The sequence below is a fragment of the Streptomyces sp. ISL-99 genome (assembly GCF_018614005.1).
Classification (GTDB): Bacteria; Actinomycetota; Actinomycetes; order Streptomycetales; family Streptomycetaceae; genus Streptomyces; species Streptomyces flavidovirens.
The window spans coordinates 1-26,311 of the sequence record NZ_JAGGPC010000010.1; the positions used below are offsets into that span (position 1 = coordinate 1).

Annotated in this window: 20 protein-coding genes and 2 pseudogenes; 6 read left to right on the forward strand and 16 right to left on the reverse strand. The window is 67.9% G+C overall.

Translation table 11 applies throughout. The features are described from left to right. The 5 genes from J7E91_RS05765 to J7E91_RS05785 all read right to left on the reverse strand — a co-directional run. Positions 1 to 318 (reverse strand): transposase (locus J7E91_RS05765; protein ID WP_214899701.1); only part of this gene is annotated, 318 nt, incomplete at its 3' end. A gap of 170 nt (positions 319 to 488) precedes the next feature. Further along, a complete protein-coding gene (locus J7E91_RS05770; RefSeq protein ID WP_214899702.1) occupies positions 489 to 1,070 on the reverse strand; it encodes a small secreted protein in 582 nt (193 codons plus the stop codon). A 218-nt stretch (positions 1,071 to 1,288) separates the two neighbouring features. After that, positions 1,289 to 3,706 carry a sodium-translocating pyrophosphatase gene (locus tag J7E91_RS05775; RefSeq protein ID WP_214899703.1) on the reverse strand — a complete coding sequence of 806 codons (2,418 nt, stop codon included), beginning with the start codon at positions 3,704 to 3,706 and terminating at the stop codon, positions 1,289 to 1,291. A gap of 262 nt (positions 3,707 to 3,968) precedes the next feature. Further along, on the reverse strand, positions 3,969 to 4,448 hold the full coding sequence (locus tag J7E91_RS05780) for an ATP-binding protein (protein ID WP_214899704.1): 480 nt from the start codon (positions 4,446 to 4,448) through the stop codon (positions 3,969 to 3,971). Between the two features lie 96 nt (positions 4,449 to 4,544). Continuing rightward, positions 4,545 to 4,898, reverse strand: a complete 354-nt coding sequence (locus J7E91_RS05785; RefSeq protein WP_028810414.1) for an STAS domain-containing protein — start codon at positions 4,896 to 4,898, stop codon at positions 4,545 to 4,547. 81 nt (positions 4,899 to 4,979) lie between these two features. Here J7E91_RS05785 and J7E91_RS05790 point away from each other — a divergent pair, with 81 nt between their 5' ends. Next, positions 4,980 to 7,532 (forward strand): DEAD/DEAH box helicase, encoded by a 2,553-nt coding sequence (locus tag J7E91_RS05790; protein ID WP_214899705.1) that lies wholly within the window; start codon positions 4,980 to 4,982, stop codon positions 7,530 to 7,532. On the opposite strand, the gene J7E91_RS05795 is transcribed toward J7E91_RS05790, so the two are convergent. The 3 genes and pseudogenes from J7E91_RS05795 to J7E91_RS05805 all read right to left on the reverse strand — a co-directional run. Then, positions 7,471 to 7,974 (reverse strand): Rv3654c family TadE-like protein, encoded by a 504-nt coding sequence (locus J7E91_RS05795; RefSeq protein ID WP_374224630.1) that lies wholly within the window; start codon positions 7,972 to 7,974, stop codon positions 7,471 to 7,473. The two genes, J7E91_RS05790 and J7E91_RS05795, sit on opposite strands and share 62 nt — an antisense overlap. Further along, on the reverse strand, positions 7,971 to 8,342 hold the full coding sequence (locus tag J7E91_RS05800; RefSeq protein ID WP_214899706.1) for a TadE family type IV pilus minor pilin: 372 nt from the start codon (positions 8,340 to 8,342) through the stop codon (positions 7,971 to 7,973). The genes J7E91_RS05795 and J7E91_RS05800 overlap by 4 nt, the downstream gene beginning before the upstream one ends. Then, positions 8,329 to 8,460 (reverse strand): annotated as a pseudogene (locus J7E91_RS05805) (DUF4244 domain-containing protein); the annotation flags it as partial. The gene J7E91_RS05800 and the pseudogene J7E91_RS05805, both read right to left, overlap by 14 nt. Positions 8,461 to 8,560: 100 nt before the next feature. Between J7E91_RS05805 and J7E91_RS05810 the strand changes: the two are divergent. The 4 genes from J7E91_RS05810 to J7E91_RS05825 all read left to right on the forward strand — a co-directional run bounded on the left by J7E91_RS05810 (position 8,561) and on the right by J7E91_RS05825 (position 14,449). Then, positions 8,561 to 10,015, forward strand: a complete 1,455-nt coding sequence (locus J7E91_RS05810; protein WP_214899710.1) for a site-specific integrase — start codon at positions 8,561 to 8,563, stop codon at positions 10,013 to 10,015. Between the two features lie 92 nt (positions 10,016 to 10,107). Beyond that, entirely contained in the window at positions 10,108 to 11,754 is a 1,647-nt protein-coding gene (locus J7E91_RS05815) for a hypothetical protein (protein ID WP_214899711.1), read from the forward strand. Continuing rightward, positions 11,751 to 13,955 (forward strand): site-specific integrase, encoded by a 2,205-nt coding sequence (locus J7E91_RS05820; RefSeq protein ID WP_214899713.1) that lies wholly within the window; start codon positions 11,751 to 11,753, stop codon positions 13,953 to 13,955. The genes J7E91_RS05815 and J7E91_RS05820 overlap by 4 nt, the downstream gene beginning before the upstream one ends. A 2-nt stretch (positions 13,956 to 13,957) precedes the next feature. Further along, complete coding sequence (locus tag J7E91_RS05825; protein ID WP_214899715.1) at positions 13,958 to 14,449, forward strand: hypothetical protein; 492 nt, start codon at positions 13,958 to 13,960, stop codon at positions 14,447 to 14,449. A gap of 292 nt (positions 14,450 to 14,741) precedes the next feature. On the opposite strand, the gene J7E91_RS05830 is transcribed toward J7E91_RS05825, so the two are convergent. The 7 genes and pseudogenes from J7E91_RS05830 to ssd all read right to left on the reverse strand — a co-directional run bounded on the left by J7E91_RS05830 (position 14,742) and on the right by ssd (position 23,735). Further along, on the reverse strand, positions 14,742 to 16,223 hold the full coding sequence (locus tag J7E91_RS05830) for an alpha/beta hydrolase (RefSeq protein WP_214899717.1): 1,482 nt from the start codon (positions 16,221 to 16,223) through the stop codon (positions 14,742 to 14,744). A 38-nt stretch (positions 16,224 to 16,261) separates the two neighbouring features. Next, on the reverse strand, positions 16,262 to 17,389 hold the full coding sequence (locus J7E91_RS05835; protein WP_214899719.1) for a CHAT domain-containing protein: 1,128 nt from the start codon (positions 17,387 to 17,389) through the stop codon (positions 16,262 to 16,264). Between the two features lie 1,004 nt (positions 17,390 to 18,393). Then, positions 18,394 to 19,143 (reverse strand): annotated as a pseudogene (gene rpsC, locus J7E91_RS05840) (30S ribosomal protein S3); the annotation flags it as partial. A 684-nt stretch (positions 19,144 to 19,827) separates the two neighbouring features. Next, the gene (locus J7E91_RS05845) at positions 19,828 to 20,613 is read right to left on the reverse strand and encodes a type II secretion system F family protein (protein ID WP_214899721.1); all 786 of its coding nucleotides are present in this window, start codon (positions 20,611 to 20,613) and stop codon (positions 19,828 to 19,830) included. Continuing rightward, a complete protein-coding gene (locus J7E91_RS05850; RefSeq protein WP_308376077.1) occupies positions 20,603 to 21,472 on the reverse strand; it encodes a type II secretion system F family protein in 870 nt (289 codons plus the stop codon). The genes J7E91_RS05845 and J7E91_RS05850 overlap by 11 nt, the downstream gene beginning before the upstream one ends. Continuing rightward, complete coding sequence (locus J7E91_RS05855) at positions 21,469 to 22,617, reverse strand: TadA family conjugal transfer-associated ATPase (RefSeq protein WP_214899723.1); 1,149 nt, start codon at positions 22,615 to 22,617, stop codon at positions 21,469 to 21,471. The genes J7E91_RS05850 and J7E91_RS05855 overlap by 4 nt, the downstream gene beginning before the upstream one ends. Continuing rightward, a complete protein-coding gene (ssd, locus tag J7E91_RS05860; protein WP_214899724.1) occupies positions 22,614 to 23,735 on the reverse strand; it encodes a septum site-determining protein Ssd in 1,122 nt (373 codons plus the stop codon). The genes J7E91_RS05855 and ssd overlap by 4 nt, the downstream gene beginning before the upstream one ends. A gap of 432 nt (positions 23,736 to 24,167) precedes the next feature. On the opposite strand from ssd, the gene J7E91_RS05865 reads away from it, so the two are divergent. Continuing rightward, positions 24,168 to 25,043, forward strand: coding sequence for an HAD family phosphatase (locus tag J7E91_RS05865; RefSeq protein WP_214899726.1), 876 nt, complete (start codon positions 24,168 to 24,170; stop codon positions 25,041 to 25,043). Between the two features lie 348 nt (positions 25,044 to 25,391). Here J7E91_RS05865 and J7E91_RS05870 read toward each other — a convergent pair whose 3' ends face one another. After that, complete coding sequence (locus J7E91_RS05870; RefSeq protein WP_214899728.1) at positions 25,392 to 26,216, reverse strand: oxidoreductase; 825 nt, start codon at positions 26,214 to 26,216, stop codon at positions 25,392 to 25,394. Positions 26,217 to 26,311: the final 95 nt, after the last annotated feature.

Here is a 26,311-nt window from a genome sequence, read left to right on the forward strand (position 1 = left end):
CACCGAGTAGTCGAAACCGGCATCGGCCAACTCCAGCCCGAGCGCGTACTTCCAGTCGATACGAGCCCGCACCGCCTCCGCGGCCTGCCTGTCGGTCAGCCCCTCCACGAACTGCAACACCAGCACCATCGCCAGTCGCCCCGGTGACCAAGCCGGTTTCCCCCGCACCGGAAACAGACCGGCGAACTGCTCGTCGCTGAACAACGACCCCAGTTCGTCCCGCACCCGGATCGCCAGGCTCCCTTTCGGGAACGCGGCCCGCGCCACCCGCACCGTCTCCGCCGGGATCTCCCCGGACCCCTTCGGCTGCATCGACATCCGCACCCACCCCACACGACAACGTCGGCCTTCAAGACCACAACCGGGTCTTGAAGGCCGACGTCACGCACAGGCCCGAATTAACCAACAGCATCTGTTCGGGATGCCGGGCCGCGCGGCGGGGCCGTACGAGCCACAACTGGGGCGCGTCAGGGCCGTGCGCGTCCTGATTACGCCTTCGCGTCGGGCGAGGCGGTGTTGCTCGCGCCCGGCTTCTGGCAACCGGGCTGCTTGGCCATCGCCTTGCCGACCTCGCCGGACTGGAGCTTCTGGAGCGCCTGGTCGCCGCTCCTGCTGATCTCGCTCAGCTCGTCCGCGACGCCCTTGAGGCCGTCCGCGAACTTCGCCTGGTCCTTGGTGTCGAGCCCGTCCACCTGCCTCTTCAGGCCGGCGTACGCCGCCGAGGAGTCGTTGAGCTCCTTGACCGCTTCCCTCTGGGTGGTCTCGCCGTCGTCGACCGGCGGGGCGCCTGCCTTGTCCACGGCCGTGCCCATCGCCTTGTAGGCGTCGGAGATCTGCTGGAAGGCCCGGGAGTCCGTCCTCTGGACGTCGGCGGGCTTGCTGTTGTCGGCGGTCTGCCTCTGGATGGAGGTGTTGGCGTCCGAGATCTTCTTCAACTGGGGCTGCACCTGGTCGCAGACCGTCTTCGCCCAGTCGTTGACCTTGTCGTCGCTGTCGTCACCGCCGCAGCCGGACAGCGCCATTACCAGTACCGCACCGCCGGACAGCGCGGCCGCAAACTTCTTGTTCACCGGATTGGTCCCTTCCAAGGCTCTCGGCCCCGGAACATACACGCCAAGTGGGCGACATCCGCATGCCGTACGTCCGGTCCATGGGCTATTGAAGCCATTTGCACCAAGGGAGAGACGCCTCACGAAAACGCCCGCCGGAACAGGGCCGGCGGGCGGACGCCGCATCAGCACGCGCCGTCCGCCCGCCTTCTGAGCAGGTATGACGAGTCCTACGAGTGTTACGAGACGACCTTGGACGCCACCGCCGGATCCGCCGGCTTGGGCACCCGTCCGGAGACACCTCCGGAGTTGTCTTCGTCACCCACGGCGATTCCGCGCCGCTTGGAGACGTACACCGCGCCGACGATGACGACGATGGCGAGCGTCGCCACCACCGCGCGCGCCCCGGCGTTGGCGTCGGCGCCGTAACTGAACTGCACCACCGCGGGGGCGATGAGCAGCGCGACCAGGTTCATCACCTTCAGCAGCGGGTTGATCGCCGGACCGGCGGTGTCCTTGAACGGGTCGCCGACCGTGTCACCGATGACGGTCGCGGCATGGGCCTCGCTGCCCTTGCCGCCGTGATGGCCGTCCTCGACGAGTTTCTTGGCGTTGTCCCACGCGCCGCCGGAGTTGGCGAGGAAGACGGCCATCAGCGTGCCGGTGCCGATGGCGCCCGCGAGGAACGCGCCGAGCGCGCCGACGCCGAGCGAGAAGCCGACCGCGATCGGCGTCAGGACGGCGAGCAGACCGGGAGTGGACAGCTCCCGCAGCGCGTCCTTGGTGCAGATGTCGACCACGCGGCCGTACTCCGGTTTCTCCGTGTAGTCCATGATCCCCGGATGCTCGCGGAACTGCCGCCGCACCTCGAAGACCACCGCGCCCGCCGACCTGGACACCGCGTTGATCGCAAGCCCCGAGAAGAGGAAGACGACCGCGGCGCCGAGCATCAGGCCGACGAGGTTGTTGGGCTGCGAGATGTCCATCTGGAGGCCCAGCTCGCTCACCTTCGCCCCGACGTCGTCGCGCGCCGTCGCGATGGCGTCCTTGTACGAGCCGAAGAGCGCCGCCGCCGCGAGAACCGCGGTGGCGATGGCGATGCCCTTGGTGATGGCCTTGGTGGTGTTGCCGACGGCGTCCAGGTCGGTGAGGACCTGCGCGCCCGCGCCCGTGACGTCGCCCGACATTTCGGCGATGCCCTGGGCGTTGTCGGAGACGGGGCCGAAGGTGTCCATCGCGACGATGACGCCGACGGTGGTGAGCAGGCCGGTGCCCGCCAGGGCGACCGCGAAGAGGGCGAGCATGACCGACGTACCGCCGAGCAGGAAGGCGCCGTACACGCCGAGGCCGATGAGCAGCGCGGTGTAGACGGCGGACTCCAGGCCGATGGCGATGCCGGCCAGGACGACGGTGGCGGGGCCCGTCAGCGAGGATTTGCCGATGTCCCTGACGGGGCGCCGGTTCGTCTCGGTGAAGTACCCCGTCAGCTGCTGGATCAGGGCGGCCAGGACGATGCCAATGGCGACGGCGATGAGCGCCAGCACCCGCGGGTCACCGTCATGCCCCTTGACCACGGCGTCGGTCACGCCGTCCAGGTCGGCGTACGAGGACGGCAGGTAGACGAAGACCGCCACCGCCACCAGGACGAGGGAGATCGCCGCGGAGATGAAGAAGCCGCGGTTGATGGCCGTCATTCCGCTGCGGTCGGCGCGCCGCGGGGCGACCGCGAAGATGCCGATCATCGCGGTGACCACGCCGATCGCCGGAACGATCAGCGGAAAGGCCAGTCCGGCGTCGCCGAAGGCGGCCTTGCCGAGGATGAGCGCCGCGACGAGCGTCACGGCGTACGACTCGAAGAGGTCGGCCGCCATGCCCGCGCAGTCTCCGACGTTGTCGCCCACGTTGTCGGCGATGGTCGCGGCGTTGCGCGGATCGTCTTCCGGGATGCCCTGTTCGACCTTGCCGACCAGGTCGGCGCCCACGTCGGCGGCCTTGGTGAAGATGCCGCCGCCGACTCGCATGAACATCGCGATGAGCGCGGCGCCGAGCCCGAAGCCCTCCAGCACCTTGGGCGCGTCGGCCGCGTAGACGAGGACGACGCAGGAGGCACCGAGCAGGCCGAGACCCACGGTGAACATGCCGACCACGCCGCCGGTACGGAAAGCGATCTTCATCGCTTTGTGCGCGACGGCCGTCAGGTCCTTTTCCGGCTCACCCTCGGCCGGGGTGGCTTCACGCGCGGCGGCTGCCACGCGCACATTGCTGCGTACGGCCAGCCGCATCCCGATGTAACCGGTCGCCGCCGAGAAAAGGGCGCCGACCAGGAAAAACACGGAACGTCCGGCGCGCTGCGACCAGTTGTCGGCCGGAAGCAGCAGGAGCAGGAAGAACACGACGACGGCGAAAACGCCGAGTGTGCGCAACTGCCGGGCGAGATAGGCGTTCGCGCCTTCCTGCACGGCTGCCGCGATCTCTTTCATCTTGTCGGTGCCTTCGCCGGCTGCCAGTACCTGACGTACCAGCAGCTGGGCGACGACCAGGGCCGCCAGTGCCACTACGGCGATGACGATCACGATGATCCGGTTCTCGTCGGTGAGTACCGCTGCCGCGAGAGTAGAGGGGTGGTCCAGCTGATCCGATGTGAAGAGCCCCGCCATTCGTCCTCCTTGACGCTCAGAGCTCAAGATGTGGACGGATTGTAGGGAGCGGAACCTGATCAAAACAGAGCGCCGCAAACCGAATTGACCTTCGCTTGCCACTCAGCAAATGATCGCGTTCCCGCAATCCCCTCAAAATCGGTAATGGGGCAAACGCATTGGCGATTCAGGAACGATCTCCGGAAAAGATCTAGGGAAATACGAAAGGCCCTGCTCAGCAGGGCCTCACGTAAAGATCCGGTCCGCTGGGACCGGCAGAACATCAGGGGACGACGGTCGCCGACGCCGTCGGCCAGCTCATGCGGATGGTGCCACCGGACGCGCCGGTGACGACTTCGACATCGTCGACGAGTCCACTGATGACCGCCAGCCCCATCTCGTCCTCACCGTCCGAATCAGCGTCGGAGTCGGCTCCGGCATTCCCGGAGTCCACCCCGGGCCCCGTGGTGCTGCGCACCCCGGGAACCGATCCGGCAGCACCGCCTCCCGAACCAGGCACCTCGTCCCCGACCTCGATGGAGAACGACTTCTCCTCCTCGGTCAGTGCGACCCGGACCGGAGCCGAGATGCCATTGCTGCGGTGCAGTCCCACCGCACGGCTGCACGCTTCGCCGACCGCGAGTCGGACTTCGTCCAGCACCGCCTCGTCCACCCCGGCCCGGCGCGCCACGGCGGCCGCCACCAGGCGGGCCGTCCTGACGTGCTCGGGCTGGGCGCTGAAGCGGAGTTCAACGGTGGCCATCTGCGGTCCCCCTCGGACGTACGGGCGTGCTTCTCAGGGGCCCCAGGCCTGCGGCCCGGTGCCCCTGTTCCTTCTTCCGGTCTCTCCCGGAAGCCGTCAGTCGGTGGCGTTGACGGCTTCGTCGACCGAGGTGTGAATGGGGAACACCTTGGTCAGTCCGGTGATTCGGAAGATCTTCAAAATGCGCTCCTGGTTGCAGACCAGTCGCAGCGAGCCCTCATGGGCCCGGACACGCTTGAGTCCGCCCACCAGCACGCCGAGCCCGGTGGAGTCGAGGAAGTCCACGCCTTCCATGTCGACAACCAGGTGGTAGCTGCCGTCGTTCACCAACTCGACCAACTGCTCGCGCAGCTTGGGCGCGGTATACACATCAATCTCGCCACCGACCTCGACGACCGTGCGGTCGCCACCAGGTCCAGACACGTTGCGAGTCGACAGGGACAGGTCCACGGATCCTCCAGCACCTTGCTATCGAGCGGCCGCCCCCCTGAGGTCTCCCCGGCGGAGCCAGAGGACGGAACGCCAGCCGCGATGGCATTCAATCACTTACCTGCAGGCATGCACGATGCCTTGGAACCATTGTCCGTCACGCCAGTGACACACTCGGTGCCGATGGCCAAGAATCACCGTCCCAGCAGACCTACGGAGAACGCGGGCGCGCGCCCTTCTCCCAGTACGGTCCTCGACCGGCTCACCGCGGGCGGGAGCCGGTCCTCGCGCATCACTCATACGGAGCACTTGCCCCCACGTGCGGGTTCTCATGCGGTGTGGCCCGACCGCATCCGTGCCGAAGTGATCGCGGCGATTCAGGCAGCCGGGATCGAGCACCCGTGGACCCACCAGGCGCAGGCCGCGGAGCACGCCCTGGACGGCGAGTCCGTCGTCATCGCCACCGGCACCGCGTCCGGGAAGTCGCTCGCCTATCTGGCCCCCGTCCTCACCACGCTTCTCGACGGCTCCGAGGCACCGAACGGGCGTGGCGCGACGGCCCTGTACCTCTCCCCCACCAAGGCCCTCGCGGCCGACCAGCGCCGGGCGGTGAAGGCCCTCGCCGCGCCGCTGGGCAACGCCGTCAGGCCGGCGGTCTACGACGGCGACACGCCGGTCGAAGAACGCGAATGGGTACGTCAGTACGCCAATTACGTCCTCACCAATCCGGACATGCTGCACCTGGGGATACTTCCCTCCCACCCCCGCTGGGCCTCCTTCCTGCGCGCCCTGCGCTTCGTCGTCATCGACGAGTGCCACACCTACCGCGGTGTCTTCGGCTCGCACGTCGCCCAGGTGATCCGCCGTCTTCGCCGCCTGTGCGCCCGCTACGGCGCGAACCCGGTCTTCCTGCTCGCCTCCGCCACCTCCGCGGAACCCGCCGTCTCCGCGGGCCGCCTGACCGGCGTTCCCGTCCACGAGGTGGCGGACGACGCCTCCCCGCGCGGTGAACTGGTGTTCGCCCTCTGGGAGCCGCCGCTGACCGAACTGCACGGCGAGAAGGGCGCACCCGTACGCCGCACCGCCACCGCCGAGACCGCCGACCTCCTCACCGACCTGACCGTGCAGGGAGTGCGCTCGGTCGCCTTCGTACGCTCCCGGCGTGGCGCCGAGCTGATCGCCCTCATCGCCCAGGAACGCCTGGCCGCCGTAGACCGCTCGCTTCCCCAGCGTGTCGCCGCCTACCGCGGCGGCTACCTCCCCGAGGAACGCCGCGCCCTGGAACGCGCCCTGCACTCCGGCCGGCTCCTTGGCCTCGCCGCGACCACCGCACTGGAACTCGGCGTCGACGTGTCGGGCCTGGACGCCGTCGTCATCGCCGGATACCCGGGCACCCGCGCCTCCCTCTGGCAGCAGGCGGGCCGGGCCGGCCGGTCGGGTGAGGGCGCCCTGGCGGTCCTCGTGGCCCGCGACGACCCGCTGGACACGTACCTCGTCCACCATCCCGACGCCCTGTTCCGCCGGCCGGTGGAATCGACCGTCCTCGACCCGGCCAATCCGTACGTCCTGGCCCCGCACCTGTGCGCCGCCGCCGCCGAGGCCCCGCTCACCGACACCGACATGGAGCTCTTCGGCCCGGCCGCCGCCGACCTGATGCCGCAGCTGGAGGCCGCCAACCTGCTCCGCCGCCGGGGCAGGTCCTGGTACTGGACCCGCCGCGAGCGGGCCGCCGACCTCACCGACATCCGGGGCGAGGGCGGTCGCCCCGTCCAGATCGTCGAGGCGGACACCGGCCGGCTGCTCGGCACCGTCGACGCGTCGGCCGCCCACGCGTCCGTCCACGACGGCGCGGTCCACCTCCACCAGGGCCGTACGTACCTGGTGCGGCACCTGGACCTGGACGACCCGCACGGCGCTGTCGCCCTGGTCGAGGAGGCGAACCCGCCGTACTCCACCACCGCCCGGGACATCACCGCCATCTCCGTCCTGGAGACGGACACCGAGATCCCCTGGGGCGAAGGCCGCCTCTGCTTCGGCTCCGTCGAAGTCACCAACCAGGTCGTCTCCTTCCTCCGTCGCAAACTCATCACCGGCGAAGTGCTCGGCGAGACCAAACTCGACCTCCCTCCCCGTACGCTGCGGACCCGCGCCGTGTGGTGGACGGTCACCGAGGACCAGCTCGACGCCGCCCGTGTCAACCCGGAGCAGCTGGGCGGCGCCCTGCACGCCGCCGAGCACGCGTCCATCGGGATGCTCCCGCTCTTCGCCACCTGCGACCGCTGGGACATCGGCGGGGTCTCGATCCCGCTCCACCCGGACACCCTGCTGCCGACGGTGTTCGTGTACGACGGCCATCCGGGCGGCGCGGGCTTTGCCGAGCGGGCCTTCCACACGGCCCGTCAGTGGCTGACCGCCACCCGTGAGGCCATCGCCTCCTGCGAGTGCGAGGCCGGCTGCCCCTCCTGCGTCCAGTCCCCCAAGTGCGGCAACGGCAACGACCCCCTCAACAAACGAGCCGCCGTCCGCCTCCTGACCGTCCTCCTCAAGGGAGCCCCGACCAACCCTGAGGCCCCTGACCACCCGGCTACCCCGGCTACCCCAGATGCGCCGGATGCGCCGAAGTCCCCTGAAGTCCCTGAGAGGCCCTCCGAGTGAATCCCGCGCCGGGATGTCCCGTCGGCCCTGCCCGGGCCCTCACAGCCACGCTGTAGGGCCCTGTACCGGCCTCCGCCGTGACGTCGGAGATCTCGCCGGACACGGAACACCTCACCAGGCGCACCTCCTGAGCCGCAGCCACCTCGGCCGCCCGACCACAGGCGGCGGCCTCCCCTCGCATCCACTGCCCAGCCGCCGCGAGCGCCGCCAGATCCGCGGCGCCCCCGGCCCGATGCCGCGCCACAACCGCCTGGCCCATCGCCAGCGCCCCCGCAAACACGATCCCGAGCACAGCCACGACCGCAACAGCCAACACCGTCGCCGCCCCCTGGTCACTCCTCCCACCCCGCACTCCCCGCCCGCACCGACGACCAGCGCCACCCCGGCCGTCCTGGACATCGGGGTCGTCCCGGAAATCCCGCCGGCCCCACCTCCCGTTCACGCCGCCACCCCCACGCTCTCCTCGGCCAGCGCGACCGCCTCCGCCCGTATCGTCAGTGCCAGAGAGCCGATGCCGGGGGTGGGGGCCTCCACCGTCACGCGGACCAGATCTCCCTCCCGGCCGATCGTGACGCGCGCCCCGCGCGGTGCCGCCTGCCGGGCCGCCGCGACCGACGTGCCCTCCGGTTCCTGCCGCGCGGCGGCCCTGGCGCCCGCTCTCGCCGCGTCGACGCACTGGATCTGCGCGGCGGTCGCCATCAGCGCCCAGACCAGCGTCATCGCGAAGAGCACCAGCGCCGGCACCACCACGGCCGCCTCCGCCGTGACATAGCCCTGGTCCGCCCGTCCCACGGCCTCAGAACGGCACATTGAGCGCCCTCCCCACGACCGCTTCCAGAGCCGACGAGACCATGTCGCTCGTGACCACCTTGTAGAGCACCGCCGCGAAGCCGCAGGCCGCGATCGTCCCCATCGCGTACTCGGACGTAATCGTTGCTTAGTTGCCGTGTCTCAAAGACCCAGGCTGGGGCGACTCGCTTCTTTGAAGTCCCTTGCAGTCGATCGTGTCTCATACATACGGTCCAGGGATGCACTTGATCTTCTACAGTCCCAACGAGTGGGACACCTGGAGCCTGGGCCGACGGCCGTTGATCCCCGAAGGCATGCCCGTGCTCATCGACGAGGACCTGGTCCTAGAGGAAGCCGGCAAGCTTCGGCCTGCTGCGGTGGCGAACTCCTGGTTCCGAGAGCTGCCGATCAGCGGTGCCCCGGCCAAGAAGACGTGGAAGACGTACGCCCAGGCCGTACGGAACTGGCTGGAGTTCCTGGACGAGCGGGGTGTTGATCCGTTCGGAGAAAGGGACGAGGTTCGGGCGGCATTGAGTTCGTTCTCGGAGTACCGGTTCGCCGGTCCCCTGAAGGCCAGGTGGGACGAGGGCACGTGGAACCTGAACATCAACACGGTGGCGCGGTTCTACGAGTGGGCTGTTGACCAGGGGCATTGCACCGTTCAGCCCTTCACGTACGCGATCGTGCGGCGTTACACCGATGCCGGGATGCAGAAGACTCGCCGCAACACCGCGACGCTCCGGCAGGCGAAGCCGCACGCGAGGGTGAAGTACCTCGAGGCGGACTTCAGCCAGATGTTCGTACGGGCGCTGGCGGGCTTGCGTCCCGATGGTGAGCCGGACGGCTTCCGTGGCCGTCATCTGGGCCGTAATGCGGCGATGGCGTCGTTCGTGATCTCGAGCGGACTACGTTCGCAGGAGTTCACTCACCTGCTGTCGTACGAGCTGCCGACGCTTCCGGCTCGGCGGAGCGCTGTCCCGGTCCGGTTTCCGCTGGCCGCGCAGATCACGAAGGGCAAGAAGGCGCGGGAGACGTGGACGGACTACGCGGCGCTGATGGAGATCAGGCAGTACATGGACCTGGACCGGGCCGCTGTGCTGATGGGCCGCGAGTACACGCCGGACGCAAAGCTTGGCGGCCCTCTGCCGGTCACGGTGCCGGACTGGGAGGGCGGCACGGTCGGCGGCCGGCGGGTGTCGTGGCGGAAGCTCACGCTGAACGAACGGCTGCGGATGGTGACGTCGGAGGGCACTCCGGCCATCATCGCGGTGCAGTCGGACGGGACTCCGTTCGTCGACTGGGCTACGACGTTCCGGCGCACGTCAGCCCGTATTCGGCGGGACTTCGAGCCCCGATTCCCGACCGTGACGCCCCACGTTCTGCGGCACACCTTTGCCATGGCAACGCTGGAGAAGCTGGTCAAGGGCCATTACGCGCGGGCTGCGGCGCTGGTGTCCGATGCGGACGAGGACGCGGCTTTGGCCCTGTACCTGACGAAGCAGGACCCGCTGCTGGTGCTGCGTGACCTGTTGGGCCATACGAGTGTAACCACCACGGAAATGTACCTCGCACGGCTGGATGTGCACCGGATCTACCGCGATGTCTACCGCGATGCAGGCCGGCACAGCGGCGCCGACACCGCCGAGGCGGCAGCCGAGTTCGACGACGATGAGGACGGCGACGGTTCATGGTGACGCGGGTTGAGCTGGAGCCGCTGCGGGTGGAGTGCACCTTCCCGGACCGCACTACGTGGACAGCGCGTTTGGACACGACGCAAAATCCCCAGTTGGCGAAGGACCTTGCCCTGGGAATGGTGCAGTTGATCCATCCGCTGGGGACGGTCAAGCGGCGGATCGGGGCGGTGCAGTACGCGTCCGCGATCAGGCGCATGGTGAACGAGCTGCACGAGGCCGGTTTCAGCGGCGGGGTGGAGGAGCTGACCAAGCCGGTGATGCTGCAGTACTGGATGTCCTCCACCGGCATCCGGGTCCAGCGCACGCGCGCCCTCTTGCAGGGCTGTGGCCAGCGGGTCGACCCCGGCCTCCAGGAGTATCTGGACGGGAGGCCGATCAAGAAGCCGGACGGCGGGAAGCCGCTCGAGCCGTACACCGAGGGCGAGTGGCAGAGGATCGAGGCGGCTCTGCGAAGCCGCATGGGGCAGTTGCTCACCGCCCACCGTGAGGCCCTGGCGCTGGCCGAGCTCGGCCCCGACGACACCGATCGTGGGGTGAACCGGCAGAACTTCGCCTGGCTGCTGCTTCACCGGGGACCGTTGAAGGTCGCGGCAGCCGCGGCAGAGCTCGGTGTGAAGGTCGACGCGTTCCGCGACGGAGTCGGGGCCGAGTTCATCGCTGTGCGGGCCGCGCTGTTCCCTGATGTTGCCGCGGTGTACGGGTTGCGTGTCCTGCTCGGTGTCTACAGCGGGGTGGTCTCGGACGGTATTCGTGACCTGGGGCTGGAGGATTTCACCTGGGCCGGGGACCGCACGCTGTTGATGGACTATGTCAAGAAGCGCCGGGGGCCGGAGTCGGTGAACCTGCCAGCGCGAGCGATTCGGCTGCTGGAGCGGTGGCTGGAGCTGTCGGAACCTCTTCGCCGTTTCGCACCGGCCGACCGTGCTGATCACGTGTGGATCTTCCTGAGTAACGAGCACTCGCCCGACCAGCCGCGCATCCGGCTCGGCGTCCAATCCCCGATCACGTCCCCGGCCAGCGGGAAAAAGGCCCGCGATCACCTGTCGCGAAACCTGGGGCTGATGACAGATGCGGGAGAGCCACTGAAGGTGCATGCCGGACGGATACGGACGACGTACCACAACATGCTGGCCCGCAAGGGCTGGAGTGGCCGCACGAAGATCGATCCGAACCACACGACGGGTGTCGAGGGCAGCCACTATGTCTCGACGACCACGCCGGCCCAGGCTGAGGCGGTGGAGACGATCATCGAGGACGCCCAGGGGGACATCCTGCGGCGGGCACGGCCCGCGATCGTGCTGGACGAGGCCGAAGCCGCCGCGTTCGCCGCCTCCCGGCCCGAGGAGCTGGCCCGTCTAGGCCTTGATGAGGGGGCTGTGGCGGAGTTGCTGGGCGGGGAGATGGACGTGTTCACCGCGGCGTGCTCGAACCAGCTGGCGGGGCTGCACGGGCCGAAGGGCAAGCCGTGCCCGGCCCGGCCGTGGGTGTGTCTGCTGTGCCCGCTGTCGGTGTTCCTGCCGCGGCATGCGGCGAATCTGCTGCGGCTGAAGGCGTACTTCGCCCGGCAGTCGAGGCGGATGACCGTGGACCAGTTCCTGGCGGTCTTCGGCCCGTACGCCGACCGCCTCGATCACGACATCCTGCCCCGTTTCGATCCGGCGGTGCTTGCGTCGGCGTCCATGGAGGTCGCCGACGACGATGCCGAACTCCCCCTGCGTCCCGAGGAGAGCACCGCATGACCGCCCAGCATCTTGTCGTGACGATGCCCAGTGGGCCGATCCCGGCCCACTGGGCGGCGGCCTCGCCCTTCGCCGGTTTGGACGTGTGCCAGGCGGCGGGCTGGGAGGTCTTGCCCGGCGGGCCGCGGCCCAGCTTCGATGAGGACTTCTGGGACCTGTCGGGCCTCAAGGACATGCCCAAGAGTGTGCGGACCAACGCCAGACGCCTGGACTTCAGGCCGATCACCGACCCCGCGTTCCGGCTGACCGCGAAGGAGTACATGTTCGCCTTGGCCGTCCCCGGCCACGAACGGGTTCTCGCCCAGCCGGATGCGATCCGTTCCAAGTTCAAGCCCCCGTCGTGCTTCAACATCGCCGTACAGCTGGTCCGCTGGCTGAACTTCCTGACCACCCAAGGGATTGCTGATCTGGGTGAGGTGATGCAGGAACACTGCGACGTCTACCGGGATGTGCGTTTGCAGCGGAAGCGCAATACGCGCGGGTCGGGGCCCATCACTGCCGGGACGATGCTGACGATCCTGCAGCCGGTCCGGAACCTGGCCTTCTACCGGGAACTGTTCACGGCCGCCGCCTACCGGCCGGGCTTCGTCCCGTGGAAGGGAAACTCGATCACGGATGTGGCGGGCTGGAAGAACCAGGGCGAGAACTCGGTTCCCCCGGTGGCCGAGGAAGTGTTCCAGCCCACCGTGGCCGCCGCCCTCTATGTGGTGGAAACGCTGGGGCCACTGGTCGCCGACGAGTTCGAGCTCATGCTGAAGAGGCGGGAGGAGACAAACTCATCAACACCACGGCACCTCTCCGCTCCCTTGCGGCGCACGCTCTCCCAGGTCCTGGCAACGTATGTACGGCAGGGGAAGCCGCTGCCGGAGCTGGACGAGCGGCACGTGACCAAGCGGATAGGTAAGGGGTGGGACGCGTCCGATCCGCTGCTTCGGGTCCACCTGAACCAGCTGGTCAACGAACGGTCGAACTACTCGAGTCTGCCTGACCGGATGCTGGATGAGGTGAGGCCGATGTTCGAGGACGCGGTGGCGAAAGTCGGTGTCGCGGGCATGTTCGGCCGGGATGCGGCCCTGGTCGCCCGTCACGATGACGAGCCGGCGATAGTGCCGTGGACGCTGCCGCTGACCGGGCACCGGTTGCGCGACCTGGCGTTCGTGGTCCTGGCGGCCTGCCGGGTATTGGTCGCCTCGATCAGCGGGATGCGGGCAGGTGAGCTGGACGAGCTGACGGTGGCCTCCCCTCAGGCCCCGGTCACCGTTTCCGGCGACACGCAGCGCTTCAAACTCGCCGCCAAACTGATCAAGGGCCGTGAACTGGGCGGCGTACGTGAGGAATGGGTGGTCCTCGAGCCCGCGTACCGGGCCGTGCAGCTGGCTGCCCGCATCAACCGGGCCGAGGGCGACAGCTGGGTCTTCCCGAGATCGCCCACGGACTTCCTTCACGCGCGACTGCGGAAATGGGTCAACGGCCCCGACGGCCAGCGGCTCGGACTCGCACCGATTCCCGCCGGCCCGGTCAACGGCCGCATGCTCCGCCGCACCCTCGCCCTCGCCCTCGCGTATCGGCCTGGCGGGCTCCTCGCCGCGAAGATCCACCTCAAGCACGTGTCCGTGGTCACCACCGAGGGCTACGCACACCGCCCGGGCGGCTCGCAGGGAACGCTGCTGGCGGACGTCGAGCAGGCCCAGGAACAGCATCATCTGGAGCTGACGTCGCAAGCGTTTGCCGACTACCGGGCAGGCAAGCTCCCGGCCGGGCCCGGAGCCCGCGATCTGATCAAGGCTTTCGAGCACATCGACGACGCCCTGACCGAGCATGATCCCGGCACGGCGGCGGTGCTAGACAACGAGCGTCGCCTCGAGATGCTGCTGCGGCAGCAGTCCAAGAGCCTGCATCTGCAGACCGCGAACTACTGCTGGTTCCGGGACCCGTCGAAAGCGCTGTGTCTCAAGCTCGCCGGAACCCCGAATGCGACGAAACCGCTGGCAGGGATGTGCGACTCGGCCCGCTGCCCGCAGGCGACCCATCACCCCTGCCATCTGCCGGTGTGGCAGAGCAAGGCGGCCAACAGCAAGGTCTTCCTGGACAACCCGCGCTTCCCGAAGGCAGAGAAGGCCCGGCTGCGGCCGGAAGTGGAGCGGGCCCAGCAGGTCGTGGAAGAGATCATCACCGCTGGCACCGGATACGGACAGGACTGAAGATGCCCCGCATCAGCGAAGACGCCAAGAGCCGCAACGAGGCAGCGATCCGGGCAGCGATGGACCGGCTGCTGACGGGCGAATTGCCGCCCGGCGGCAAGTGCGATCTCAAGACCCTGGCCGCCGAGGCCGGGGTGAGCCGGACCGCGTTCTATCCGAAGAAGGCCCGCAACGGATCCGCCCGGCCCGGCCCCTACCAGCACCTTGGCGAGGAGTTCGAGCGACGGCTCCGCGCTCTCCAGGAGGCCGGAAAGGTCGTCGACCCGCGGGTCGCCCAGATCGAACGGCTCAAGACTCAGGTCGCCAAGCTGACAGAACGGGTCGCCAGCCGCGATGCGGAACTGGCTGAGCTGACCGCGTTCAAGACGCTGGCGATCTCCCGACTGGCCGCCCAGCACGACGAGATCACGCGTCTGCGCGAGCAGGCTGCGGCGGCCGGTAATGTCCGCCGCCTACCGGACCCCCGTGCGGCACCGTACGGATCAAGCAGTTGAAGGCGATCCTGCCTTAAGTGACGCGATTCCTGGAATCGCCAACTACCGCGGCCGAATCCGGCCGCATGGGTGCGATTACTGCTGGCAACCAGCCGGGACATCAGCTCAGCAACGGGGGCCCTACGCGAACCTCGTCTGGCTGCCTCTGCAAGGAGTCGCCGCCGCTGCCCAGGTCCTGCTGGACGCCAGGCCGGTACACCAATCGAATCACGGCGGGTGGCCAGCCTAACAAGCCGCTACCGCACGTTCGACCAATTCCGCCATGCCCCGAGGCGTGCGGTGCTCTATGGGCTTACAGAATTTTCAGGCGAGCAAACTCTGGAAGCTCGCCAAGCCTCAGTTCTCGTTCCAGCACTTGGACCTCCGCTTCAGGCGGGGAGTGAAAATCGAGATAGCCCGGGTCATGCGGATCTTCACCATGGCGAACCCGCGTGCCGATCAGCGCTGGCGTAGTGCTGGCCAAGACGTCACCAGCGAGGTGCGTCTGGAGAGCTGATTGCGGAGTGGTGGGCAACTGCATGGCTTGATCTGAAAGAAACCGCAGGACGTCATCATAGATTAGGGGGATCGTAGGGAGGCTGCCATGCTCGGCGTGCACATATCGAGTCTGAACCCAATCTAGTTCCGCAGACGGCAGTGGTACACGACCATCGCCCTCGCGGTGTCGGTCTGTGGAATTTCGGAGGGTCACACGATCCATATGTTCCCATAGAATGCCGAGGCGCCGGTTGTACGCAAGGCGGAACAACGTATTGAATCCAACGCCGGCGATGACGGCCATCCGGTTGCGGTAGCTTTGATCCAAATTCATGTGCCATGAATACAATTCACGGTGATGCGCGTCCGCGGCACTGAGCAAACGCTGCAGTTGATCTTCCTGCTCGCTAGAGAGTCCGAGATTCCAAGCCGAAGCGCGGTAAAAATCGAAATTTCCGCATGGATGGGCGTAGCCGCCGACCTGTGCGACGCCCGGCCGAGTTTCTCCATTACGCGTTCCGGGATACACGCCAACTGGTGCCGGCAAGAGACTGAGAACGCCCCACATCGACCTGAACGTCTCGCGACTCAGAAGCTTTCCAAGCAAAACCATTCGTTCGAAGCCCCAAAGATGATTCTTGAGATATCCTCCAATAGCGGGTGATCCGTAGTGTGGAGTGCCAAGGAATACTACCTTTCCTATACAGCGCCACAGCTCCGGGAAGCGCATCAGTGCGGTCCGGACGACAAGACCACCCATGCTATGAGCAACAAGATGTACGGGCCTGTGACCATTCAATGAATTAACCTTCAGGATGTCTTCCCGAAGGCGCTCCGCGCTCGAAACGAGCGGCTTTCGCCAGTCGTAGGGAAATCCGAGAGCACCGAAGCTTTCATGCTTTATTACAGCGGCGAAAAATGCTTCGTAGACTACATCGACCGCAACGGGGGCCACTCGATGCGCCGGATTTTCGTCTTCCACCCCGTCAACCGAAAGCCGCAGATCATTGATGTGCCGGAGATTTCGAAAGTCGAACCACCAGATTCCGGCCAACCCGAGACTCGCCAACGTACTGCCCATCACTCCGGGCACAAATATCAGATCAGTTGGCGCCTCGGCGGCCAAATGGTAGCCAGGAATGCTTCGCGAGAGTTGCTCCAACTCGATGAATGCCTTGTTGCCGAGCAAAGCTCGCACAGCATTCGATGTCGCCGGGTCCTGCGCCATCTGAAGGCGATGTCGCGTATCGCTGATGGCGAATCTCACCATGACGTCATCGACGTTGTCTTCTAGCATGGAGACCTCCTAAGCGCGCAAATGAGGAAGCTCGGACGCTATACGATCGCGGATCGCCGGAGTGCAGCTACGTCTTCGTCGGGGGCCATGAAGAGGTCGTAGTCGTTGACGTAGCTGTAGAATAGGCCTCCAATATTCCTGTATTCGTCCCAGAAGAACTTCCTCGCTCGTGTCAGCGCCTCGCCGGCTGGAGTCGGCGTGTCGCCTGGTCGCAAGTAAAGGAAGTGGAAGAATGTTACCGCGAAGCGCGCCGCGAATTTGATGGGTACCTTGCACTCGCTGCCGACATACGCGCGACAATCTCGCCTAAAAAACCTCTCTTGGATCTCATTCTTGTCGAAGAATGGATGAGAAGATGCCGTGTCACATGCATTGATGAACACCAGTGGATGATCTTCGATACAACCGGTGCCGAGGTCGGCGAGGCTGAGCTCATTCGCAGGTTCTGGGGTGTTCCCGAAAAGCAGATTTGGTCCGGAGGCGGACCCTGTCGAGCACTTACAATATACGTAAATCAGTGCAACGGGCCGCGGCCCAGGAGTCTTAAGAAATCGACAAACCTGTTCTTTCGGGTTCTCGCCCCCTGTTGGGAGAGGCAACGTGCACCACTGTTCCAGATCCTGCAGATGTTCTTGTGCGGTCGCTGCCGTGCCGCCCGATCCCCAATAAAATATGTGTGCACGAGTAGCCCGGGGCGACTCGGACTCGTTCGGGATTGACTCCAGAGCTTTTGATGTTTCTCCTGGCGGGTCGTGCCACTTGTGAGCTATCCGCAGCCGCAGCCCGAGAAAGTCAAGCGGGTCTACAGGTGAACCTTCGCTGGGCGGTTCGTGTCTGTGCAGCAACGACCATGGAACTCGCACGGCTTGGTGCTTGGAGTACCAGTTGATATGCAGGAAGTCCCCGGGGTCGAGCGCGTCAATCTTCCGGCGCAGCTTGTGTCCCGGCGGGAATATTTGCTCAAATAGCACCCAGCCCCAGTCGGCAAGATCTCTCATCTTGCTGCTCTTTGCGACGGTCTCCCACGCTTGATGGTGCTCTTCCGTCGCCTTGTCGATGGGCTCCTGCCAGCCGATAGCAGGGGAAAAGCTGTCCAGGCGGTTGATGAAATCATCTCGATCGATGTCGTCAAAATACTCTGGGCTCTCTTCCCAGACTGCTCCCAAGGCTCTCTGGATTGCAGATATACGGTTACCCACCTGTTTTACGTCTAGCCCCCATTCGACTGAGCCGTTGTCGACTGTGCCGTACGGGCCTGCGCCTGCAAGACTCCACCAAGCCCACGGAGGAAAGAGAGTCAATGTCAGAGTTCTCGCTGGTGGTTTCCACTCAGGGGGAATGAGGAGGCCCGTATGGGCTGCTGGGTAATGCCGTTCCTCGGTAAGTGAGCTGGCAGGCAATCCTTCGACGGCGTTACTCGAGGGAGTGCGCCCATCCCGCGCAGCATTTTTTCGGGATGACATTAGATCCTCCTCTACCGTCGATACACCTCTTCGATGCTGCCTCACACCGCGGTGCTGCCGCTTGTCTCCGTACGCATGTCCCCTTCGGCCACCCGGAGGTGGATGACGGCTTCCCTATAAACATCGTTGCCAGCGAGGACCATCACATCGATCCGGGGCTTATGACTCGTAAGTGGAGTCAAGAGTAGCGTCCGGTCTTCAGAGTTTCCCGTTACCGGAATCTGCAGCTCGAAGGTTGCCAATGAGTGACTCTCGTCGCCCTCTCGATTTCTTGTTACTTCGACAATCCCAGCTTTCTGCTTCGGGTCTGCATGAAAGACGACAGTTGATGATCTTACGAGCCAAACGGTCCCGAGGCCGTCAGGTGGAACATCGTCCGTAGGTGGGTGGGTCTGCTCGATAGCTAGATTTTCGAGGACGATGTCACCCACTCGGAAATATCCGGTGTAAGTGCAGCCCACCCTCAGTGGCTGGTTAGGATTGCGGCGTCTTTCGTGAATCCAAAAATTGATCCTCTGGTTATCGACAGCCGTCAAATCAGGTGGCAGTAGCAGGTCCACTTGTTTACGGGCGGCGATTCCCCGGACCGGTGCCGCATCCAGATCGGCCTGCTGAACTTTCTCACTATTGACACGACGACCCATGACACCACCTGCATCGGGAGCGCTGACGATCTCAGCCATCGTGTGCTCCTTACCGCGGCCGGCTGGCTTGCGGCCGCGGCCGCCACGCTCGCCACCACGACCACCGGCCGGACGGTCGGCCGGGCCGCCACCACGGGCCGGGCGGTTACCCGCACGGGCCGCGGCGTTCTCGGCACGGACCTCGGCGAGGTTCTTGACGTCGCCCTTGTAGATCCAGACCTTCACGCCGATACGGCCGAAGGTGGTCTTGGCCTCGAAGAAGCCGTAGTCCACGTTCGCGCGCAGCGTGTGCAGCGGCACACGACCCTCGCGGTAGAACTCGGACCGGGACATCTCGGCGCCGCCGAGACGGCCGCCACACTGGATCTTGATGCCCTTGGCGCCGGCCTTCATCGCCGACTGCATGCTCTTACGCATGGCGCGGCGGAAGGAGACGCGGGACGAGAGCTGCTCGGCAACGGCCTGAGCAACCAGCTGAGCGTCCATCTCGGGGTTCTTGACCTCGAGGATGTTCAGCTGGACCTGCTTGCCCGTGAGCTTCTCGAGGTCGCCGCGGATGCGGTCGGCCTCGGCGCCACGGCGGCCGATGACGATGCCCGGACGAGCGGTGTGGATGTCCACACGCACGCGGTCACGGGCGCGCTCGATCTCAACCTTCGAGATGCCGGCGCGCTCCATGCCAGACGTCATCATCCGACGGATGGCAATGTCTTCCTTGACGTAGTCCTTGTAGAGCTTGTCGGCGTACCAACGGGACTTGAAGTCCGTGGTGATGCCGAGCCGGAACCCGTGCGGGTTTACCTTCTGGCCCATTACCGGGTCCCTCCCCTGGTGCTCTTGACCGTGGCGAAGCGGGGACCTTGGACCTCTCCAGTGTCTCGCAGAGCTGGTCAACCCGCTCGCGGCGGGCTACGCCGACCGGTACAGCTGACCCAGAGGCGAGATCGGCGACGCCGACTGGTGCCAGCGCCTCGGCGGCCGTGCGCGACACATGCTGCCATGGCCGCAGCGAGATGCGTCTGGTCCAGCGCGCTCCCGCTGCCCGCGCCGCACTGCGCAAAGAGCCACGCGGCCGGCGGCGCGGGCTTTGGCCCCGAGCAGTGAGGAAACAGGGGCGCAGGGCAGGACACCACACGGCAGGAGCCAGCTGGCGAACAGCGGCGCTCACGGCGGTGATTCGTAAGGACAGCCTCGACTTGAGAAGATGCAGAGCTACGGTCGAAGTACCCGACCTACCCCCATGCGATTTACATCACATGAGTAGATGGGGAATGAGACACTGAGGGGCATGGAAGCGTGACGCTAAGGGAAGAGCGGACACGGCAGTAAAGCGACACAGGCTGTGCGGGACACGACGAGTGCCGCAATACGGTCAGTCGTCATCCCCGCGTCCCCGCCGGCCGCCCTGCTCACCAGCCTGTGTGCCCGCACCCGCATCCACACCCACATGTCGACCCCCAAGGTCAGTTGTCGTTCAAGATCAGTTGCCGTGCACGGTCAGTTGCCGTTCATCAGTCCGCTCGCCAGTCCGATCACCACGGGTGCCACTCCGACCACCAGGAAGGCGGGAAGAAAGCACAGCCCGACCGGCCCGACCATCAGCACGCCCGCTCGCTGGGCCCGTGCCGAGGCCTCCCGCGCCCGTTCGGCCCTGAGACCCTCGGCCAGCCGGGAAACGGGTTCGGCCGACGGAGCCCCGGAGGCGCCCGCCCGTTCCAGGCAGCGGGCCAGCCCCCCGGCGCCCGGTATCGCGCCCAGCCGCCCCCACGCGTCCGCCGGTTCACCTCCGAGCCGCAGTTCGGCGGCGGTCCGCGCCAGCCGCTCGCCCACCGGGCCGCCGAGCGAATCCCCGACCGCCTCCGCCGCCTCGCGCGGCCCGGCGCCGGCCGAGACGCAGGCCGCCAGAAGATCGGCGGCGAGCGGCAGCTGGCGGGTGTCGACCGGGACCTCTTCACTCGGCGTGCGCCTCCGCAGCCACCGCACGGTCCCGTACGCCGCAGCCGCACCAACCGCACAGCCGGTCAGGCCGCCGATCAGCACATAACCGGTGGCAGCGGCTCCCAGCGGCGGCGCCCAGCGCAGCACCCGCACCCCGTGCTCGGGCCGCCACCGCCGCCGTCCGAGCCCCGCCCCCGCCCCCGCCGCCTCCACCGCCAGCAGCGTCGTCAACCGCCTGCGGAGCAACCGCTCCCGCCGCCGCCCGGCCAGCGCGAGCACGAACCACACCGCGGTGGCCGCCAGCGACATCACCATCCCCAGCCTGTGGACGACATCACCGCTCATGAGCCCTCCCCCGTCGTACGATGCGCCGGGCCCAGAAGAGGCCCGCGCCCTCCAACAGCCCGCCGACCAGCAGGCACCCAAGCCCCGCCGGGGTGTGCAGCAGCACCCGCAGCGGCCGGGCCCCCAGCGCGCCGCCGATCAGCAGCCCCGCCACCGGAAGCAGTGCCAGGAGCGCCACCGTCGCCCAGGCGCCCGCCAACTGGGCCCGGAGGTTCTCCCGCTGATCCCGCTCGGCCCGTAACGCGGACTCCAGCCGGTCCAGCCCCGCCGCGAGGCCGGCGCCGCCGTCCACGGCCACCCGCCAGCACGCGGCCATCCCCACGAGCCCGTCCGCTCCCGGCTCCCGCGCCGCCCTGCGCAGCGCATCCGGTACGTCCCCGCCGAACCGCGCCGCCGCCATCACGTCGGCCTCCGCCGCGCCCAGGCCACCGGTTCCCGAAGCCGCGGCGAACAGTGCCTGCCCCGGCTGCCTCCCGGCCCGTAACTCGCCCGCCACCGCCCCGCACAGTGCGATGACGTCGTCCGCCCGCCGCTTCCGCTCCCGGCGCAGCTCCCCGGCCCGCAGCCGGCGCCCCACCAGCGGCACCGCCACCACTCCCGCGAGCAACGGCAGCACCGACTCGCCCAGTACGGCCACGAGCACCGCCACTGGCACACAGAGCCACTCCCGCCGCAGCCGCCTCCGCACCGGCGTCGCCACCCGCTCCCACAGGGCGGCCGGACCCCCGGGGTCCACCGATCCGCCCGCGAACATCAGCCGCGCCCGCCGCAGGTCCCGGTCGCGCCCGGCCAGCAGCCAGGCCGCGGCCCCCGCGCACACTGCCGCCGCGTACAGCGGCCCCACGCCGGCGCCCGTCACAGCGCACCCCCGATCAGCGCACGCAACCGGGGCCAGCCGCGTTCGTACGAGAAGGCCTCCGCACCCCACCGCAGCGCCGGCACGGTCACCACCAGCCCCGCCGCGTCCCGCTCCAGCACATGGACCTCGGCGACCCGCCGCAGCCCACCCCGGCCCCGCGCCAGATGCACCACCACCGCCAGGGCCGCCGCCAACTGGCTGTGCAGCGCCGCCCGGTCGAGCCCCGCCGCCGCACCAAGCGCCTCCAGCCGCGCCGGGACATCCGCCGCCGCGTTGGCGTGCACGGTGCCGCACCCGCCCTCGTGCCCGGTGTTCAGCGCGGCCAGGAGTTCGGTCACCTCGGCCCCGCGCACCTCGCCGACAACCAGCCGGTCGGGGCGCATCCGCAGCGCCTGGCGCACCAGGTCCTGCAGCGTGACCTGCCCGGCGCCCTCCTGGTTCGCGGGCCGCGACTCCAGGCGCACGACATGCGGGTGATCGGGCCTCAGCTCGGCCGAGTCCTCGGCCAGTACGATCCGCTCCCCCTCCCCGACCAGCCCCAGAAGTGTCGAGAGGAGTGTGGTCTTTCCCGTGCCCGTGCCCCCGCTGATCAGGTACGAGAGCCTGGCTTCGATGAGCGCGCGCAGCACCGCCTCGCCGCCGGGCGGCACCGTCCCCGCGGCGACCAGTTCGGCCAGCGAGAACGCCTTGGGCCGCACCACCCGCAGCGACAGGCACGTGGAGCCGACGGCCACCGGCGGCAGGACCGCGTGCATCCGCGTCCCGTCCGGCAGCCGGGCGTCCACCCACGGCCTCGCGTCGTCCAGCCGCCGCCCGGCCGCCGCCGCGAGCCGCTGCGCGAGCCTGCGCACGGCGGCCGCGTCGGTGAAGGAGAGCCCGGTGAGCTCAAGGCCACCGCCCCGGTCCACCCACACCCGGTCGGGTGCGGACACCAGCACATCCGTCACGGACGGGTCGGCGAGCAGCGGTTCCAGCGTTCCCGTCCCCACCAGCTCGCAGCGCAGCTCCTCGGCCGCCCCCAGCACCTCCGCGTCCCCCAGCAGCCGCCCCTGGGCCCGCAGCGCGGCAGCCACCCGCGCCGGCGTCGGCTCCGCCCCGCTCTCCGCGAGCCGCCGCCTTACGGCTTCCAGCATTTCCACGCTCATGAGACACCGCCCCCGGCGAGTGCCTGCTCCCAGAACGCCGTACAGAACCGGGCCAGGGGTCCGCGGGCACTGCCGCCCGGCGGCATTCCACCGGCCTGCGCCTCCAGCAGCCCCGCTTCCACCGGCAGCTCGCCGGCCAGCGGAAGCCCGAGCAGCCTCGCCACCGACTCGTCGTCCAGGCCCGCGGCGTACGGCCCGCGCACCACCGCCCGCAGATCGCGCAGCACCATGCCGGCGGTCGACGCCACCCGGCTCGCCGCCGCTACGGCCCGCAGCTCCGCGGGGACCACCAGCAGTCCGAGGTCGAGCTGGGCCAGCGCCTCCGCCACGGCCTCGTCGACCCGGCGCGGCAGGTCCACGACCACGACTCCGCCCCGCCTTCGCGCCGCGGCCAGCACCGCGCGCATCGCCTCCGGCGGGATCACCACACGGTCGCCGCGATCCCAGCTCAGGACCCGCAGCGCATGCAGCTCGGGCAGCGACTCTTCGAGCGCGCCGCTGCCGACCCGCCCTCTGGATTCGGCGAAATCCGGCCACCGCATGCCTTCCGCGGCTTCTCCGCCGAGCAGTACGTCGAGGCCGCCGCCCAGCGGATCGCCGTCGATGAGCATGGTGCGCAGCCCCGTCCGGGCCGCGGCCACGGCCAGCGCGCACGCCAGAGTCGAAGCCCCTGCCCCGCCCCGCCCGCCGAGTACCCCCACGGTCATGGCCTGCCGCCCCACGCCTTCCGCCACATCGGCGATGCGCTCGACGAGCCAGCTCTCCGCGTCGGGCAGCCGCAGCACATGGTCGGCCCCGATCTCCACGGCGCGCTGCCACACGCCGGGGTCGTCCTGGTCCTTGCCCACGAGCATCACGCCGGGCCTGCGCGCTCCCCCTCGTCCGCGGACCGCCCCGCGCACCCGTTCGGCGGCGTCGTCGCCGACGAGGATCAGTGGCGCGGTCTCCCAGCTGCCCCTGCGCTCGGGCACCGCGTGGTGGACTTCCGGCTCGGCGCCGGCCGCGGCGCACAGCCGCAGCAGATCGTCGAGCAGGTCGACATCCTCGGTGACGATCAGCGGTCCGTCCTGCCGGGCTTCTGCGGCCTGCGGTCGGTCGGGTGTGACGGATCCGGTCACGATCTCCGCCCCCTCTCACTGCGATTCCTTCTGTCCACGAACTTCGCGGACGGAATCACCGTGGGGGGATCTGGGAAATCGTGTGGATCTTGCTGAAAAACTGAGGACAACTCATCGGTTGTGAATATCCCGCTCACCTATACCAGTGACTTCCGGAGAGCGGCGGAACGACTACGGACCGTGACGCGTCTCTCCAGTGCAAGGCGACTGCGGCCACGGGCCAAGAGGGGGAGAAATGATCAGAGCCGGAGGGCAAAAACGCGTCCGGACATGCGACGACCCCCGTCGGGGGGGAGAACGGGGGTCGTCTCCACGGCCGACTCGGGGGGGGGAGGAGTCGGACCGGGGTAGCACGGTCGCGAACGATCCGTGACTTCCATGGTGTACCCGAGAGCCTTCTCAGGCAAACCCACGCGCCACAGCGTACGCCGAATGGTGGGCGCCTATGCTCGCCTCGTGGAAAACCGCTCCTTGCCGCGAACAGCCGCCTTCTTCGACCTCGACAAGACCGTGATTGCGAAGTCGAGCACGCTGACCTTCAGCAAGTCCTTCTATCAAGGCGGGCTGATCAGCCGCAGAGCTGCTCTGCGCACCGCCTACACCCAGTTCGTCTTCCTCGCCGGTGGCGCGGACCACGATCAGATGGAGCGCATGCGGGAGTACCTCTCCGCGCTCTGCAAGGGCTGGAACGTCCAGCAGGTCAAGGAGATCGTCGCCGAGACCCTGCACGACCTGATCGACCCGATCATTTACGACGAGGCGGCCTCCCTCATCGAGGAGCACCACACCGCCGGCCGCGACGTCGTGATCGTCTCCACTTCCGGCGCGGAGGTGGTCGAGCCGATCGGTGAGCTCCTGGGAGCCGACCGCGTCGTGGCGACCCGGATGGTCATCGGCGACGACGGCTGCTTCACGGGCGAGGTGGAGTACTACGCGTACGGCCCCACCAAGGCCGAGGCGATCAAGGAGCTCGCGGCGTCCGAGGGGTACGACCTGGCGCGCTGTTACGCGTACAGCGATTCGGCCACTGACGTACCCATGCTCGAATCGGTCGGCCACCCCTACGCGGTCAATCCGGACCGGGCGCTGCGCCGCGAAGCGGTCGCCCGCGAATGGCCCATCCTCGTCTTCAACCGGCCGGTCCGCCTCAAGCAGCGGCTGCCCGCCTTTTCCATGCCGCCCCGCCCCGCGCTCGTGGCCGCCGCCGCAGTCGGAGCGGCCGCGGCGACCGCGGGCCTGGTCTGGTACGTCAGCCGCAGACCCGCCCGGCGAGCCCGCCGACGATACGAAAGCTTTGCCCGTATTTGAACCACATTGCAAAGAGGCACGTCCAGGGCTTTCGCTTCCCGGACTTCAGGAGTACAAAGGACTTAACGGCCCGCGAGACCAGGGACATCCGAGAGGATGACCCAAGACGCAGTAAGGCCCCACGGACCGAGCATGGAAGCTGAGCACCCACGCGACGTCGACCCGTCGATTACGGGCCAGCCGCACCAGGTGACGGGCAAAGTTCCCGACCTGATGGGCATAAATTCGAGGACGCATGGTAACTCGGGCGGACATGCCAGCGGCGGTACCGTTCACCGGTACCGCCGCAACCCTTTGTCTGCCGCGAAACCTCGAAAGTTCTTGAGGCGGGCTCCTGAGGCGGGTTCTTCAGGCGGCTCCGCGCTGAAGCGCCTCGCACACGGCCGTCGACTCCCTGGCGCCCAGCTCCACCGCGCGCCCGCAGTGAGTGATCCAGGCCGCCATCCCCTCCGGCGTTCCCGAGGCATAACCGTCCAGGGCAGCTACGTACGCCGCTCGCCCCAGTTCCCCGTGCCCGACCTCCGCCGGACAGACCGACTTCGGGTCGAGGCCGCTGCCGATCAGCACGATCCGCTCGGCGGTGCGCGCCACCAGGCCGTTGTGCGAACCGAACGGGCGCAACGCCATCAGTTCTCCGTGCACCACGGCCGCCGTCACCAGCGCCGGCGCGGAACCGCCCGCGATGATGAGCTCCGAGAGTCCTTCGAGCCGGCCCGCCACCTCGTCGGCGCCCGGCAGCGGAAGCTCGACCAGGGGTTCGTCAACGGGCTCGCCCGCGAGCCGCGGCCGGCCCACCAGTTCGTCGGACACGCCCGCGCCGCCCGCCGCCACCAGATGCAGCCGGGCCAGTACCCGCAGCGGCGACTGGCGCCAGATGGACAGCAGCTGTCCGGCCTCGGCGGTCAGCCGCAGCGCCGCGCCGACCGTCCGGGACTCCTCGTCGATGCTGAAGTCGGTACGCCGGCGCACCTCCTCCAACGCCCAGTCCGCACCCGAGAGCGCCGCCGAGCCGCGCGCGCCGCGCAGCGCCGCCTCCGCGGTGATCTCGTTGCTGCGGCGCCGCATGACGCGGTGTCCGTAGACCCGGTCAACGGCCTTGCGCACGGAGTCCACGGCCTCGGGCACGCCGGGCAGCGCACCCAGCGCCGCCAGTGGATCAGCAGTCGTACTCATAAGTAAGGAGCCTACGCACCCATAGCACGCACCCCACCTTGGAGTGGTCTTCTTCACTCACTGTGCGCACACCACGCAATCATGCGATTACCCTT